This window comes from Hylemonella sp. P2_B10 (genome assembly GCF_056404875.1).
Genome location: NZ_JBFUDE010000002.1, coordinates 120,377 through 136,236, shown reverse-complemented (window position 1 = coordinate 136,236; position 15,860 = coordinate 120,377). Strand labels below are relative to the sequence as shown.

Here is a 15,860-nt window from a genome sequence, read left to right as displayed (position 1 = left end):
GCCATGCTCAAGCGCCTCCTCTCCAATGATTTTCCGCGCAGCCGCGTGCTGGCCGTGCTGCTGGTGGCGCTGCTGCTGGCGCTGGCCTTCGCACCCTTCATTTTTCCCGGCGTCAAGGCGCTGAACGTGGCCGCCAAGGTGCTGGTGTTCGTGGTGCTGGCGGCCAGTTTCGACCTGCTGCTGGGCTACACCGGCATCGTCAGCTTTGCCCACACCATGTTCTTCGGCCTGGGCGCCTATGGCGTGGCCATCGCCAGTACCCGGCTGGACGCCGGCTGGCTCAGCCTGGCCGTGGGGGTAGGCGGGGCACTGCTGCTGTCCTTCCTGCTGGCGCTGGCGGTGGGGCTGTCCTCGCTGCGGGTGCGCGCCATCTTCTTCGCCATGATCACGCTGGCCGTGGCCTCGGCTTTCCAGACGTTGGCCTCACAACTGTCTGAGCTGACTGGCGGTGAGGATGGGCTGAATTTCAAGGTGCCCGAGTTGCTGTCGCCCGGCACCCAGTTCGCCGAGGCCCCGTTCCTGGGCGTCACGCTGGACGGCCGCCTGCTGTGCTACTACCTGCTGTTCATGCTGGCCGTGCTGCTGCTGCTGGCGCTGCTGCGCATCGTCAATTCGCCGTTTGGCCGGGTGCTGCAAGCCATCCGCGAAAACGAGTTCCGGGCCGAGGCCATTGGGTACCGGGTGGTGGTCTACCGCACCACCTCCAGCATCCTGTCTGCGCTGTTCGCCTGCCTGGCCGGCGCCATGCTGGCACTCTGGCTGCGCTACAACGGGCCGGACACCAGCCTGTCCTTCGAGGTGATGCTGGACGTGCTGCTGATCGTGGTCATCGGTGGCATGGGCACCATCTATGGCGCCGCCATAGGTGCGGCCTTGTTCCTGGCCGCGCAGAGCTATTTGCAGGACTTGCTGCGCCTGGCCAGCGAGGCCACAGCCGGCTTGCCCTGGCTGGCTGCGCTGCTGTCGCCGGACCGCTGGCTGCTGTGGCTGGGCCTGCTGTTCGTGTTGTCGGTCTATTTCTTTCCCACAGGCGTGGTGGGCAGGCTGCGCGCGTCGCGCGCGAACGGGTGAACACGCCGATTCCTATTCCTATTCCCAAAAAACCAGGAGACAAGCATGAAAGACCGATTGACCATCCAGATGGCGTTACCCCTGACGCTGGTGGCCGCCGCGGCGCTGAGCGCCTGCGGCAGTGACAGCTCTTCGAGCCCACCAACCCAGCCGCCGACCCCGCCCGCCAACGTGATCCCCAGTGGCGTGACCCAACTGGGCGTCTCCATCTACTCGGCCACGGCACCCGCTGCCGGCACCACCGCCGCCACGCAGGACTTGCTGACCGGTGGCCTGGGCAAGACGGGCCTGGGTGCCGCTGCCGCGCCGGCCTACGCGAACCCGCTGGCGCCCACCGCGCTGGAGCTGCGCCGCAACGCGCTGTACTCGAACTACCGTGGCCTGGTGGATGCCTCCGCCGGTGGCGGCTTCGGCGTGCTGTACGGCCCCAATGTGGACAACAATTACAACGCCACCACCAACGAAGGCCTGATTCCCGGTCGCGAATACGTGGCTGTGCTGGACGACGGCACGGGCCGCAAGCGCGTCACCATGGCGGTGATGATCCCCGACAGCTTCAGCACCACGGCGCCTTGCCTGGTGCTGGGCCCGTCCTCCGGTTCGCGCGGCGTCTATGGCGCCATCGCCTCCGCCGGCGAGTGGGGCCTGAAGCACGGCTGCGCCGTGGCGCTGACCGATGCCGGCAAGGGCGTGGGCCTGTACGACATGATGGATGACAGCGTCAACAAGATCGATGGCACCCGCGCCAGCCAGACTGACGCTGGCACGTTGAGCCATTTCGCTGCCAACATCACCAGCGCTGCGCGCACCGCGTACAACGCGCTGTTTCCCAACCGGCTGGCTGTGAAACAGGCCCAGTCTCAGCAAAACCCGGAGAAGGACTGGGGCACCGACACCATCGCCTCGGCCGCCTACGCCACGTATGTGCTGAACGACCGCTACGGCACCGCGGCCAACCCCACGCCCTTCAACCAGTCCAACGTGCAGACCATCGCCGGTTCGGTGTCCAACGGCGGTGCCGCGGTGCTGCATGCGGCGCAGCAAGACGGCCTGGGCTACATCAAGGGCGTGGTGGCGGCAGAGCCCGTCACCCAACTTACCACCACCGCCGGCTACGGTGTGCAACTGGGCGGCGTGCCGGTGGGCGGTTACGGCAAGGGCCTGGCCGATTTCGTCACCTATTCCAACCTGTACCAGCCCTGCGCCGCGCTGGCGGCCGGCGCGGCGATGACGGAAGTGTCCGTCTTCAACTACATCGGCCTCACCGGCCTGACCGCGCGTGCCACGGCGCGCTGCGATGTGCTGGCCGCGAAGGGCCTGGTCAGCGGCGCGGATACCGCAGCACGTTCGGCCGATGCGCTGAACAAGCTGCGCAACTACGGCTGGACGCCGGACAACGACCAGATGCACAACGCCCACTACGCGTTGGGCAATGCACCCATCCTGGCGGCGATGTACCCGATGGCCTACGGCCGCTTCTCGGCCACCGACAACCTGTGCAACACCAGCTTTGCGCAAGTGGACGCCACCGGCGCGCCGGTGGCCGTGGCGGCCACCACCAAGGCCGCCAGCTTCGCGCTGGCCAACGGCACCGCCAACGGCACGCCGGCCACCGTGGTCTACAACGACTCGGTGGGTGGTGCCAAGGCCTGGCAGTTCGCGGTTTCGCCGTCCACCGGCGTGCAGGACTTCGGCCTGGACAATGCGCTGTGCCAGCGTGCGCTGGTGACCGGCGTGGACACTGTGACGGGTGCCGCGTTGACGGCCACCAGTGTGCCTACCGCTGCCCAGAGCGCTGCGGTGCGCGCCGGCATTGCCGAGGTGCAACTCAGCGGCACGCTGCGCAACCGGCCCACCATCGTGGTCGCTGGCCGCAGCGATGCGCTGGTGCCGGTGAACAACAACGCCCGTGCCTTCGTGGCCCGCAACAACGCGGTGGACGGTGCGGCCGGCATGACCAGGTACATCGAGGTCACGAACGCCCAGCACTTCGACAGCTTCAACTCGTTCTCGGGGTTCGACAACCGCTATGTGCCGCTGCATGTGTACTTCAACCGCGCCATGGATGCGATGTTTGCGCTGCTGAAGAGCAACACCGCCTTGCCGCCCAGCCAGGTCGTGCGTGCCACGCCGCGCGGCGGCGTGCCGGGTGCGGCGCCGGCCATCACGGCGGCCAATGTGCCGCCCATCGTGGCCAGTCCGGCGGCGGGCAACCAGATCGTGTTCAGCGGCACCTCCCTCAACGTGCCCAACTGAACGCGCTGCGCGGACGGAGCCTGCCATGACGCCCACTTCACATTACCTGACTTGCGCTGGCCGCGAGCTGCACTATGTGGAGTGGGGCGCCGAGCATGCCGACACGGTGATCGCCTGGCACGGCCTGGCGCGCACCGGGCGGGATATGGATGAGCTGGCCCAGCACCTGAGCAGCCGTTACCGGGTGATCTGCCCGGACACGGTGGGTCGGGGCCTGAGCCAGTGGAGCCCGGAGCCGCTCAGCGAGTACTGCCTGGCGTTCTACGCACGCCAGGCTGACGACCTGTGCCGGCAATTGGGCATTTCGCAGGCCCATTGGGTGGGCACCTCCATGGGCGGGGCCATAGGCACCGTCTGCGCTGGCGGGCTGCTGCAGCCGGCCATGAAAGCACGCATCAAGAGCCTGCTGCTGAATGACAACGGCCCGCGCCTGGCCGAAGCGGCGCTGGCGCGCATACGCGCCTATGCCGGCAACCCACCGGCTTTTGCCACCGTGCAGGAGCTGGAAGCTTTCTTCCGACAGATCTACAAGCCCTATGGCTGGTTGTCCGACGCCCAATGGCGGCGCCTGACGGAAACCTCCACCCGCCGTCTTGCGGACGGCCGTGTGACGCCGCATTACGACCCCGCCATGGTGCGTCAGTTCACCGACCACACGGACGACTACCTGATCTGGGAACACTACGATGCCGTGGATGTGCCGGTGCTGTGCCTGCGCGGTGTCGACTCCGACCTGCTGTTGCCCGACACCACGGCCGAGATGCTGACGCGCGGCCCCGGTGCCAGGGGGTTGACCCAGGTGGTGGAGATCGCCGGCTGCGGCCATGCGCCGGCGCTGAATGTGCCGGAACAACTGGACCTGGTGACGGCCTTCATCGACCGCTGCAACTGAGTGCTGCCGTGCCGGCCGAACGCGCCGGCAGCACACCGTGGCCAGCTATTGCTTGGCCCCCATCGTCAAGGCCGCTGCGCGTGACTGCGCCAGCGCCGCCTGGTCGGACGAGGTTTGCGTGTCCCAACCCGCCATGTGTTGCTCCGCGATGTCGCGCAACGCGCCAATCCATTCCGGGCTGTCGTTCAGGCAGGGGATGTAGTGGAATTCCTGGCCACCAGCGGCCAGGAAGGCCGCCTTGCCCTCCAGCGCAATTTCTTCCAGCGTCTCCAGGCAGTCGGCGGTGAAGCCGGGGCACACCACGTCCACCCGCGCTGTCTTGGCGCGGCCCAGCGCTTCCAGCGTGGGCTGGGTGTAGGGCTGCAGCCACTTGGCCTTGCCGAAACGGGACTGGAAGGTCACCGCATACTGCGCCGGCTTCAGCCCCAGTGCCTCGGCCAGCAGCCGGCCGGTCTTGTGGCACTCGCAGTGGTAGGGGTCGCCCAGCTCCAGCGTGCGCTGCGGCACACCGTGAAAGCTCATCACCAGCTTGTCCGGCCGGCCATGGGTTTGCCAGTAGTCGGTGATGCGCCGGGCCAGCGCGGCAATGTAGCCAGGGTGGTCGTGGTAGTGGTTGACGAAGCGCAGTTCCGGCACGTGGCGGGTGCGAGCGGCCCAGGCGTACACGGCATCGAACACGCTGGCGGTGGTGGTGCCAGAGTATTGTGGGTAGGCCGGCAGCACCAGCACACGGGTCACGCCCTGGGCTTTCAATTCGGACAGCTGCGCGGCGATGGCCGGGTTGCCATAGCGCATGGCGGGGCGAGCCATCACCTGGTGGCCGCGCTGGCCCAGCCAGCCGTGCAGCAACAGCGCCTGTTTCTCGGTCCAGACCTTCAGCGGCGAGCCTTCCTTGCTCCAGATGGCGGCGTATTTGGCGGCCGACTTGGCGGGCCGCACGCGCAGGATGATGCCGTGCAATATCAGCCACCACAGCGCCTTGGGGATTTCCACCACCCGCGCGTCGCTGAGGAACTCGGCCAGGTAGCGTCGCACGGCCGAAGGCGTGGGCGCGTCTGGCGTGCCCAGGTTGCAATACAGCACGGCGGTTCGACCAGCTTGGCCATGTGGCAGTGTGGGCTCTTTTTGGAATGTCATGGGGTATTCTCGTCGTATGTTTGAAGTATCCGCCATACGCGCCATCAGCCTGGACCTGGACGACACCCTGTGGCCCATTGGCCCCACCATCCTGCGGGCGGAGGAGGAGCTGGCGCAGTGGCTGGCCGGCCAGGCGCCGCGCACCGCCACCCTGCTGAGAGATGGCGCCCAGCGCCTGGCGCTGCGTGAACACGTGGTGCGCAGCCGGCCGGACATCGGGCATGACCTCAGCGCGCTGCGGCGCGAGTCCATACGCGAGGCGCTGCGACGCAGTGACGAGGACACGGCGCTGGCCGAGGCGGCTTTCGAAGTGTTTTTTGCCGCCCGCATGCGCGTGCAACTGTTTCCCGATGTGCTGGATGCGCTGGCGCGCTTGAGCGCGCGGTATCCCATCCTGGCGCTGTCCAATGGCAATGCCGACGTGCACCGGGTGGGCCTGGGTGCCTACTTCGCCCACAGCATCAGCGCGCGCGAGTGTGGTTTTGCCAAGCCCGATCCGCGCATCTTTCACCTTGCCGCCAACCGGTTGAGCCTGAAGCCCGAGCAGGTGCTGCATGTGGGCGACGACCCGGCGCTGGACGTGCTGGGCGCGCTCGACGCCGCCATGCCGGTGGTATGGGTCAACCGCGATGCGCGCAGTTGGCCGCACGATGCGCGGCCGCACCACACGGTGGGCGATTTGCACGGCTTGTGCCGGCTGCTTGCCGTCTGAGCGCGTTTGCCGCCACAATGGGTTGGCGCAATCCCAATGCCAACGAGAAGGAGGGGAGCAGCATGGTTTCGATGCGATGGCCGGGCGCCGCCGCCATCACCCTCGCCAGCCTGCTGGCGGCCTGCGCGCAGCCTGTGCCACGCGCGGGGCCGCCGGAGCCCCTGTGGCAGGATGAGGCGTTTGCCGCGCAGCCGGTCAGCGTGGGCAAAGCCGACCTGTTCCGGCTCGATGACGCCTTGCTCGCCGATCTGCGCTCGCCTGCCTTGCAGGCCAGCAGCGTGGAGCGGCGCATGGCCCATCTGGCGGCGTTGCTGTTCGAAGGCACCGCCCAACCGCTTGCCTACGGCAGCGGCGCCAGCACGCCGGCCGCGCAAACCTGGGCCAGCAAGCGCGGCGACTGCCTGTCACTGACGGTGCTGGCCTATGCCATGGCGCGCGAGTTGCGGCTGCCGGCGCAGATGCAGGAGGTGCCGGTGCCGCCGCTGTTCGACCGGCGCGGCGAACTGGACTACCTGGCCGGCCACGTGAACGTGTTCGTGCGCGGGCAACCGGCCACGGACCGCATCAACCCCGACTTGCTGGCGCGCGGGGCGGTGATCGACTTCGAGCCGCAAGCCGGTGTGGCGCGCGAGGGCAGGGCGCTCAGCGACGAGGCCATCCTGGCGCGCTTCTACAACAACCTGGGTGTGAGCCTGCTGGCGCGCGCCCGCTGGCCAGAGGCCTACGCCCACTTCAAGGCCGCGGCGCTGGCCGACCCGGCCTACCCCGCCACCTTCGGCAACCTGGCTTTGTTGTACCAGGAGCGGAATCTGGCCCCGCTGGCCGAGCGTGCCTGGCGGCATGCGGCCAGCCTGCATGATGATGGCGGCACCGCTGTGCGCGGCTTGCAGCGCCTGTTGCTGAGCCAGGGCCGGCAGGCCGAGGCGGCGGCGTTGGAGCCGGCGCTGCGCGCCAGGCAGCACAAGGACCCGTACTACTGGATTGGATTGGGCCTTGACCGCCTGCAGCACACCGACTACGCCGGCGCCGTCACCGCGCTGGAACGCGCCCAGACCATGGCCCAGGGCTTCGCCGAAGTGCACCATTACCTGGCGGTGGCCTACGCGCGCGACGGCCGGCCGGCCCAGGCACAGCGCCAGCTGGCGCTGCTGACCGCGCTGAACAGCAACGACCCTTACCTGCTGCCACTGGCCAGCAAGATTTCACGCATCAACGCAAACCGGCCCTGAATGCGGACATGGCTTGACCCGGGATATCCCCGGGTTTGACCTGGCCACGCGGCAGGCGGATACTGTGTGATGTGCCGGGGCGCAACCTGAGCGGTTCGCCCGCTTGACGGTGCTTGGGGTTGTTTTATGCGTTACATCACACACTCGTTGGTGGCCAGCCTGATGCTGGCCTTGTTGACCGCCTGCGCGCCCTTGCCGCAGCAGAAAGCGCAGCCTGTCAGCCTGTGGCGTGACCAGGCGTTTGACTATGACGCCAAGCTGGTCACGGTGGACAAGCAACGCTTGTTCGCGTTGCCACCGGCGCTGCTGGCCGATCTGCGCAACCCGGCCACGCAAAAGGGCACCACCAGCCGGCGCATGGCGCACCTGACGGACTTGCTGTTCGACCCCGTCACCCGCACCTTCTCCTACGGCGCCGGCGAGACCAGCACAGCCGCCGAAACCTGGCTGCACAAACGCGGCGACTGCCTGTCGCTGACCGTGCTGGCCTATGCCATCGCCCGTGAACTGGATCTGCCGGCACAGATGCAAGAGGTGCAGGTGCCGGTCATGGTGGACCGCCGGGGCGCGCTGGATTACCTGAATGGTCACGTCAACGTGTTCATCCGCGAGCTGACGCCAGAGGGGGTCTACACCTCCACCTTCCTGCGGCCGGGCACCATCATCGACTTCGAGCCGCAGTTGGCGGTCGCCCGCCTGGGCCAGGCCTTGACGGACGACGAGGTGCTGGCCCGCTACTACAACAACATCGCGGTGGACCACCTGGCGCGCAGCCAGTTCCCGCAGGCCTATGCCCATTTCAAGGCCGCCATCCAGACCGACCCCGGCTATGCGGCGGCGTTCAGCAACATGGCCCTGTTGTACCAACGCAAGGGCCTGGACACGGAAGCCGAGCAGTTGCTGCGCCATGCCGTCGGCGTCGCCCCGGACAGCAGCCCGCCGCTGCGCGCGCTGCACCGCATGCTGGTGCAGCAGGGGCGGCTGGAAGAGGCGGCGAAATACCACGAGCAACTGGTGGCGCGGCAGGAGAAAGACCCGTACTACTGGATTGGCCTGGGTATCGACCAGCTGAAAAAGGGCGAGTACGCGCGCGCGGTGTCCTCGCTGGAGCAGGCGCAGAAACTGGCCACCGGCTTTGTCGAAATCCATCGCAACTTGGCGGTGGCCTACTCGCGCGTGGGCAAGCAAGCCCAGGCGCAGAGCCAGTTGGCGGCGCTGAGTGAGTTGAACCGCACCGACCCCTACCTGCCGGCGCTGACCAACAAGCTGTCGCGCATCTCGGCCGGCAAGTTATAACCCCCAGGTCCGACACTGCGTGTCCGTCCTGGACAGGCCGATGACCAGAGGCCAATTACCTTGGTACGGCCCGGCAGCAAAACCGACTATTTGAACGCCGGCTCGTCCCACCAGGGGTAAAAATCCGGCATGTCGCCGGACACCGTGTTGGGATAGTGCGGCGGGCGTTTTTCAAAAAAGGCCGCAATGCCCTCGCGGGCGTCGGCCGACTGGCCGCGCGACTGGATGGCCCGGCTGTCCACACGGTGTGCGTCCATGGGGTGGGGTTGGCCAGCCATGCGCCACAGCATCTGGCGCGTCAGGGCCACCGACACCGGTGCGGCGTTGTCGGCAATCTCGCGTGCCAGTGCGCGCGCTGCCGGCAGCAGGTCTTCAGGCGCATGCAGCGAGCGCACCAGGCCGCGCTGCAGGGCTTCCTCGGCGTTGAACACACGGCCGGTGAAGCACCATTCCAGCGCCGTCTGCATGCCCACCAGCTTGGGCAGGAACCAGGTGGACGCCGCCTCGGGCGTGATGCCCCGGCGCGCGAACACGAAGCCAAAGCGCGCACCCGTGGACGCCAGCCGCATGTCCATCGGCAACTGCATGGTCATGCCAATGCCCACCGCGGCGCCGTTGATGGCGCCGATCACGGGCTTCAGGCTCTGGTAGATGCGCAACGTCACCATGCCGCCGCCGTCGCGGTACACGTCGCCCACCTTGTGCTCTTCGCGCGCGGCCGACTGCTGGGCCTTGTAGTCGAAAGTCTGGCCGCCGGACGACAGGTCGGCGCCGGCGCAAAAAGCCCGCCCCGCACCGGTGACGATGACGGCGCGCACCGCGTCGTCGGCGTCGCTGGCGTCGAAGGCGGCGATCAGCTCGTCGCGCATGCGCGCGTTGAAGGTGTTCATCTGGTCAGGGCGGTTCAGCGTGATGGTGGCAATGCCGTCCTCCACCGCATACAGCAGGGTCTGAAAGTCGTTCACAAGGGTCTCCGTGAAAGGGGTGTGTCGTTCGCCGCCCCAGTGTCGCCGCCGCCGCGCGGCGCGTCAGTCACGCGGGCGCCAGTTGCCCTGCGCTGCGCACCGCGCCTTCCAGCGTGGCGGGGTAGGGGCCGTCCACATAGTCGCCACAGGCCTGCAGGCCGGGAGCAACGCGGGTGGGTGGGCGCATCAGGCCCGGCGTGCAGGCGAAGGTGGCGCGCTTGTCCACCACCGTTTGCAGCGGCTTCACGGCCAGACCCAGCTGGACCTGGGCCTGGGCCACCACGGCGTCCTGCAAGGCGGCGCGCTCGTCCTGGCTGGCGCTGACCACGAAGGCCAGCACCCCGGCGGCGCTGTCCAATTGGCCACGGTCGAACACGAACTGGGCAGGCAGGGATGTGGTGGCGCGCAGCGCCAGCATGGGCTGGGCCAGCCGCGCGCCGGCCGCGTAGGCGTAAACGGTGGTGATGGCTTCGAAGTGCAGCGCACGGGTGGTCTGGCACCAGCTGGCAATCGACTGGCCCAGTTTTTCTGGAGCCGTGGCCTGGGTGCCTTCCAAGAGGTGCAGCGCATCGGTGCTCGAGGTGGCCAGCACCACCGCATCGAAGCCGGCCGCGCTGTCACCATTGAGTTGCCAGCCACCGGCCACCGCCTCCAGCCGGGTGACCCGCGCCCCCAGCCGCAGCTGGCCACCGTGCTGTTGCAGCCAGCGTGCGGCCGCCTCGGGCATCAGGGCCCCCAGGTCGACCTTGGGCAGCAGCAGGTTGGAGCCGCCTTGCATGCCGAACAAGGCGTCTTTCAGTACCCGCAGGAACACCTGGCCGCTGGCCTGAGGCGCCGGCGTGTTCAGCGCCGACACGCACAACGGCTCTATCAGCTCTTGCATCACCCGGGGTGTCAGGCGCTGGCACAGCTGGGCCACCGAGGTGGTGCTGTCGCAACGAAAGCCGGCCAGCTGCCAGCCCAGCGCGGCGCGCACCAGCGCCAGCTTGTCGCCCAGCCGCCAGCCGCGCGCACGGGCAATGCCGGCCAGTGCATCCAGCGGCGTGGGCCAGCGCGGCAGCGCCAGACCCTGGCCGTCCGGGAACTGCAGGCGCAACGGCAGGCGCAACAGCAGGTCTTGCGGCACCAGGCCCAGCCGGTGCATCAGCGCCAGCGTCTCGGTGTAGGCCCCTATCAGGATGTGCTGGCCATTGTCCAGCGTCACCGGCGTGCCGTCGGGCAGGTCTACCGTGAGTGCGCGGGCGCGGCCGCCCAACTGGCGCGCGCCTTCCCACAGCGTGACGGCATGGCCTTGTTCCTGCAGCCGCACGGCAGCAGCCAGGCCGCCCCAGCCGGCGCCTATGACTGCGATGCGCTTCGGGCCGGCAGCAGTCACGTCAAACTTTGCCCAGCGCCTGCACCCGCCAGGCCAGCCACAGCTTGCGCAGCGGCGTCAGGCTGGTGCGCTGGTGCAGCACCTGGAAGTCGTCACGCGTGATCTCGCCCAGCAGCGTGCGGTAGATGCTGGCCATCATCAGCCCGGGCTTTTGGGCCCGCCGGTCTTCCGGGGGCAGCAGCGCGAAGGCCTCGTCGTACAACGCCTGCGCGCGCTGGGCCTGGAAGCGCATCAACGCGGTGAAGCGGTCGGAGTAGGTGCGCTTGAGGATCTCATGGGCCTTGACGTCGAACTGCTGCAGCTCGTTGACGGGCAGGTAGATGCGCCCGCGCAGCGCGTCCTCGCCGACGTCGCGGATGATGTTGGTCAGCTGCAGCGCCAGGCCCAGCTTGTGGGCGTACTGTGTGGTCTGCGGGTTGCGCTGGCCAAAGATATTGGCCGCCACCTCGCCCACCACACCGGCCACCAGGTGGCAGTAGCGCTGCAGGGCGTGGAAGTCCAGGTAACGGGTCTGCTCCAGGTCCATCTGGCAGCCTTCTATCACCGCCAGCAGGTGGCGCTGTTCGATGCCGAAATCGGCGGCCAGCGGCATCAGCGCGCGCATCACCGGGTGGCTGGGCTGGCCGGCATAGGCTTTGCCCACCTCGCCCTGCCACCACGCCAGCTTGGTCTGCGCCACGCTGGGGTCCACCATTTCGTCCACCACATCGTCCACCTCGCGGCAGAAGGCATAAAAGGCGGTGATGGCTGCCCGCCGGGGCTTGGGCAGGAACAAAAAGGCGTAGTAAAAGCTGCTTCCCGAGGCGGCGGCTTTCTGCTGTACATACTGCTCGGGTGTCATGGGCAGGATTGTTACACCACTGGCGGCACTCCTTCTGCCGTTGTTCGGCGGTCAGCCGTTGACCAACACAAAAACCACCGGTTTGTCGCTGCGGGCCACCAGCACGAAACTGATCTTGGGCACGGCCATGGCCACGCAGGCCATGTAGGGCGGCGGGGGCAGGTCGATGTACTCCACGCGCAGCGCATCCTTCTGATCGATCAACCGCTTGATGCCAAAATTGTCACAGGCGCCTCCCCAACCCTGGGAGATGCCCAGCAGCATGTAGCGCGTGAAGTCGATGGTGGGCCGCTGCGGCTCGGGCAACTGCTGGCTGCGGTGAGATGCCCAGGCCTGGGCCCATTCCTGCTCCGTGCGCACCACGTAGTTGCTGATGGGCCAGTCCCCCGACATGCCATCGACCAGGGGGGTGAAGGGCGTGCAGGTCAGCGCCGGATTGACGGTGCAGCCCAGGCCGGCCAGTGTGCCCACCGAGACCAACTTGGCGCTCTGCTTGGGCAGCAGCGCACCCACGGTGCCGTCATCCGAGACGGCAATGAAATTGCCGCTGGCGGGGTAGTAGCGGAAAACGAAGCCATTGGAAGGCGTCGTGCTGACGTGGCCTGGAAACAGATCCGCCATGTGCGCCTCGGCCCAGTCCATCACCTGGTTCGCGCTGACCGTGGCCAGGCTGGGCGCAGGCGCCACCGCCTGGCTGAGGGGGGCGGTGGCTTGCAAAGCCTGCCGCTGCACGGCAGCCGGGGTGTTGGTATTGCCAGTGGAAGCGCCATCGCCACCGCCACCGCAAGCGGTGCACAGCGCGATGGTGGGCAGGATGGCAAGGGCCAGTTTCATGGTGAATTCTCCCCGGCGCGACATCGACCATTGCGCCTGTACTGAATGCTACGGCCTATTGGCCGCCGTGCTTGTGCTGCTGGTCACATGCGCAAGCACAGCCATGGCCCTACATGTTCACGGCGACGAAATACACCGGCTTGTCGGACCGCGGCACCGCCACGAAGCGGAGGATGGGCGAGATGATGGCAGCGCAGGACCGGTCGGGCTGGTACCAGAAACCATGTTCCACCCGCAGTGCCTGGTCCTCTTCGATCACGCGCAGGATGTTGAAGGCCCCGCAGTCCGTGCCCTCGCCCAGTGAGACGCCCAAGACCATGAAGCGGCTGAAATTGAACGTGGGCGGCGTAGGTGAGGCCAGCGCGTTCCAAGAGGCTGGTTTAAGGGCGGTCCAGACCTGTTCCCATTCAGCCTGGTTGCGCGCCACATACGTGCCGGCAGGCCAATAGCCTGACATGCTGGGCTGGAAGAACGGCGTTGTGGGCCGGCAAAACACCTTGTCGGTCAATTGGCAGAAAAACTGGCCCGCTGAGCCCAGGTACCAAGCCTGGCTGCGCTGGCTGGGCTGTAGCAGGGCGGTGGTGCCGTTGTCCATGATCAACAGATAGCTGTCGGTTTTCGGGTAGTGGCGGTAGACCAAGTTGGCGCCATTCCAGGTGCCTGGCAGTGTGGATGAATGGCCGCTGAACACGTCTGGCACCGTGCTTTCGGCCCAGTTCAGCAGCACCTCATTGCTGACGGCCGCCGCGCTCGGCACCGGGTTGCGCAACTGCACGCGCATGGCTGGGGAGGTGCGTGCGGCCTGCTGCGCAAGAAGAGACTCAATCGGCGCAAACGCAGGTTCCGTGGCGCGACTGCCGCCACCGCAACCGGCGCACAGGAATGCCGGCAGCGCGAGAAAAGCCAGCAGAGCGCCGGCGCCTGTTTGTTGCATTGTGTCTGCTCCCTGGCGCGCAGTCGTTGCGCGCGCCTGAAGGGATGTTAGGGCGCCTGCGGCGCGGCGCGTGTGTCGCCGGTCACATCCACAGCGCGCGCCACAGCACGACCGGCACATCCCAGGTCGTCAGCCTGGGCCGGGTATTGAGCGTGGCAAAGCCCATCGCCGCCACCTTGTCCAGAATGCGCAAGCCGCCTTGCACCACCAGCCGCAGTTCCCACCCCATGCGGCCGGGTATCTGGTGCACCAGCGGCGCGCCTTGCAGCATCATGTCGCGCGCTTCGGCCACGAGGTCGGCCACCAGCGCCGTGGTGGCTGGGGTAATGCGACGCGCCAGCAGGTTTTCACGCGGCACGCCATGCGCTTGCAAGGCGCTTTGTGGCACGTAATATCGCCCGCGTGGGATGTCCACGCTCAGGTCCTGCCAGAAGTTGATCAACTGCAGCGCGCTGCAGATCTGGTCACTGCGTTGCAGCGCGGTGGCATCGTTCACACCATACAGGTGCAGCAGCAGCCGGCCTATCGGGTTGGCCGAGCGGCGGCAGTAGTCCAGCAGTTCGGCGCGGTCGGCGTAGCCGGCCTGGTCGCGCGTCTTGCGCACGTCTTGCGCGAAAGCGTCGAGCAGGTCGGCCAGCAGGGGCACCGGCAGCTGAAACTGGCGCAGCATGGCGCCCAGCGGCGTGAACACCTGTGGCCAGCGCCCACTGTGCGGCTGGCCGGTGGCGGTGGCCATCAGGTCGGCCTGGTAGGTGGCCAGATCGTGCAAGCGCTGTTCGGCAGGGGCATCGCCTTCGTCGGCGATATCGTCCGCCGTGCGGGCGAAGTGGTAAATGGCGGCAATGGGTGGACGCAGGCGCGGCGGGCAAAGCACGGACGCCACGGGGAAATTTTCGTAGTGCTCAACCGGCGGTACGTGTACGGGCATTCGGCGATGTTAGCGGGCACCGCCGCAGCAGATCGCGACCACCCATCCGCTTTGCATTTCGTGAAAGCACCACTTGGCGGTAGGATCGCAGACTCGCCTGGGCTGCTTGACAGGCGGGCGGTAAATATACAGAATTACTAACCGTCCGGTCATTAACCAGTTTCCAACCAACGTCAGATTGGCCACGTCTACCATGCACAACACATTCTTTCGCGCAGGGGCCGTTTGCCTGGCCGCTGGCGTGCTGCTGGCGGCTTGCTCCAAGCCCGCACCCACCGAAGAGCCGGTGCGGGCTGTCAAGGTCATCACCGTCAGCGTGGACAATTTCCAGTCCGGCGCCGAGTTTGCGGGCGAGGTGCGTGCCCGCGTCGAATCGCAGCTTGGCTTTCGCGTCGCCGGCAAGATCACCCAGCGCAATGTGGAGGCGGGTCAGCGCGTGAAGGCCGGCCAGGTGCTGGCCAGCCTGGATCCGCAGGACTACCGGCTGGCCGCTGAAGCAGCGCGCTCCGCTGTCGCCGCCGCTGCCACCAACCGCAACCTGGCCGCCGCCGACCTGAAGCGCTACAAGGAACTGCTGGAGAAGAACTTCATCGCCGGTGCCGAGGTGGAGCGCCGCCAGGCCGCGCTGGACGCGGCCCAGTCGCAGCTGGAGCAGGCGCAGTCGCAATTGGCCTCGCAGCGCAACCAGGCTGGCTACACCAACCTGGTGGCTGATGTGTCGGGCGTCATCACCAATGTTTCGGCAGAGCCGGGTCAGGTGGTGGCCGCCGGCACGCCGGTGTTCCGCATCGCCCAGGACGGGCCGCGTGATGTCGTGTTCTCGGTGCCCGAAGACAAGCTGGCCGCCATCAAGGCCGGCTCCAGCGTGGACGTGCGCGTCTGGGCCGGCAAGGACATGATCAAAGGCACGGTGCGCGAGGTGGCGGCCAGTGCCGACCCGGTGACGCGCACCTTCCAGATCAAGGTGGCGCTGGATATCAAGGAGCCGCCGGCGCTGGGCACCACGGTCACCATCTACCCGGCGGCCTTCGCGCGCAGCGGCATGCAGGTGATGAAGCTGCCCACCACCGCCTTCAAGCAGGACGGCAAGACCTCCGCCGTCTGGGTGGTGGACCCCACCACGTTGACGCTCAAATCGCAGCCGGTGCAGATTGCCACTGCCGACGGCAATGAGGTGGTGGTCTCCGGTGGCCTGACGCCCGGCATGCTGGTGGTGGCAGCCGGCGTGCACGTGCTGCAGCCTGGCCAGAAGGTGACGATTTTCAAGGAGAAGGCTTCCGCTGCAGTGCAGACCGCACCGGTGGCGATACCGACTGCGCCCACAGCGCCCGCCGAACCGGCCGCGCCCGCCGCGCCATCCCGCCCTGCCTCGGCAGCCCAATAAGGCGGC

Annotated in this window: 14 protein-coding genes; 7 read left to right on the top strand and 7 right to left on the bottom strand. The window is 67.4% G+C overall.

The genetic code is table 11. From position 1 onward, the window contains the following. The first annotated feature begins 3 nt into the window (after positions 1–3). The 3 genes from AC1DX2_RS08480 to AC1DX2_RS08470 are packed head-to-tail and all read left to right on the top strand — an operon-like array spanning position 4 to position 4,219. Positions 4–1,071 (top strand): branched-chain amino acid ABC transporter permease, encoded by a 1,068-nt coding sequence (locus AC1DX2_RS08480; RefSeq protein ID WP_477195896.1) that lies wholly within the window; start codon positions 4–6, stop codon positions 1,069–1,071. Between the two features lie 45 nt (positions 1,072–1,116). Beyond that, positions 1,117–3,327, top strand: coding sequence for a 3-hydroxybutyrate oligomer hydrolase family protein (locus tag AC1DX2_RS08475; protein WP_477195895.1), 2,211 nt, complete (start codon positions 1,117–1,119; stop codon positions 3,325–3,327). Positions 3,328–3,352: 25 nt separating this feature from the next. Beyond that, the gene (locus AC1DX2_RS08470; RefSeq protein ID WP_477195894.1) at positions 3,353–4,219 is read left to right on the top strand and encodes an alpha/beta fold hydrolase; all 867 of its coding nucleotides are present in this window, start codon (positions 3,353–3,355) and stop codon (positions 4,217–4,219) included. A 45-nt stretch (positions 4,220–4,264) separates the two neighbouring features. Here AC1DX2_RS08470 and hemH read toward each other — a convergent pair whose 3' ends face one another. Further along, positions 4,265–5,356, bottom strand: a complete 1,092-nt coding sequence (gene hemH, locus AC1DX2_RS08465) for a ferrochelatase (protein ID WP_477195893.1) — start codon at positions 5,354–5,356, stop codon at positions 4,265–4,267. Positions 5,357–5,372: 16 nt separating this feature from the next. Here hemH and AC1DX2_RS08460 point away from each other — a divergent pair, with 16 nt between their 5' ends. From AC1DX2_RS08460 to AC1DX2_RS08450, 3 genes are all read left to right on the top strand, one after another. Then, positions 5,373–6,068, top strand: a complete 696-nt coding sequence (locus AC1DX2_RS08460; protein ID WP_477195892.1) for an HAD family hydrolase — start codon at positions 5,373–5,375, stop codon at positions 6,066–6,068. 62 nt (positions 6,069–6,130) lie between these two features. Next, complete coding sequence (locus AC1DX2_RS08455) at positions 6,131–7,297, top strand: tetratricopeptide repeat protein (RefSeq protein WP_477195891.1); 1,167 nt, start codon at positions 6,131–6,133, stop codon at positions 7,295–7,297. Positions 7,298–7,423: 126 nt separating this feature from the next. Next, entirely contained in the window at positions 7,424–8,593 is a 1,170-nt protein-coding gene (locus tag AC1DX2_RS08450) for a tetratricopeptide repeat protein (RefSeq protein ID WP_477195890.1), read from the top strand. An 86-nt stretch (positions 8,594–8,679) separates the two neighbouring features. Here AC1DX2_RS08450 and AC1DX2_RS08445 read toward each other — a convergent pair whose 3' ends face one another. The 6 genes from AC1DX2_RS08445 to hpnC form a co-directional block, all read right to left on the bottom strand. Next, the gene (locus AC1DX2_RS08445) at positions 8,680–9,558 is read right to left on the bottom strand and encodes a crotonase/enoyl-CoA hydratase family protein (protein WP_477195889.1); all 879 of its coding nucleotides are present in this window, start codon (positions 9,556–9,558) and stop codon (positions 8,680–8,682) included. Between the two features lie 67 nt (positions 9,559–9,625). Further along, the gene (gene hpnE / locus AC1DX2_RS08440; protein WP_477195888.1) at positions 9,626–10,933 is read right to left on the bottom strand and encodes a hydroxysqualene dehydroxylase HpnE; all 1,308 of its coding nucleotides are present in this window, start codon (positions 10,931–10,933) and stop codon (positions 9,626–9,628) included. Between the two features lies 1 nt (position 10,934). After that, positions 10,935–11,774, bottom strand: a complete 840-nt coding sequence (gene hpnD, locus AC1DX2_RS08435) for a presqualene diphosphate synthase HpnD (RefSeq protein ID WP_477195887.1) — start codon at positions 11,772–11,774, stop codon at positions 10,935–10,937. Between the two features lie 51 nt (positions 11,775–11,825). After that, entirely contained in the window at positions 11,826–12,608 is a 783-nt protein-coding gene (locus AC1DX2_RS08430) for a hypothetical protein (protein ID WP_477195886.1), read from the bottom strand. Between the two features lie 109 nt (positions 12,609–12,717). Continuing rightward, positions 12,718–13,542, bottom strand: a complete 825-nt coding sequence (locus AC1DX2_RS08425; RefSeq protein WP_477195885.1) for a hypothetical protein — start codon at positions 13,540–13,542, stop codon at positions 12,718–12,720. An 82-nt stretch (positions 13,543–13,624) separates the two neighbouring features. Next, positions 13,625–14,470 (bottom strand): squalene synthase HpnC, encoded by an 846-nt coding sequence (gene hpnC, locus AC1DX2_RS08420; RefSeq protein ID WP_477195884.1) that lies wholly within the window; start codon positions 14,468–14,470, stop codon positions 13,625–13,627. Between the two features lie 193 nt (positions 14,471–14,663). On the opposite strand from hpnC, the gene AC1DX2_RS08415 reads away from it, so the two are divergent. Next, complete coding sequence (locus AC1DX2_RS08415; protein ID WP_477195883.1) at positions 14,664–15,854, top strand: efflux RND transporter periplasmic adaptor subunit; 1,191 nt, start codon at positions 14,664–14,666, stop codon at positions 15,852–15,854. Positions 15,855–15,860 lie beyond the last annotated feature (6 nt).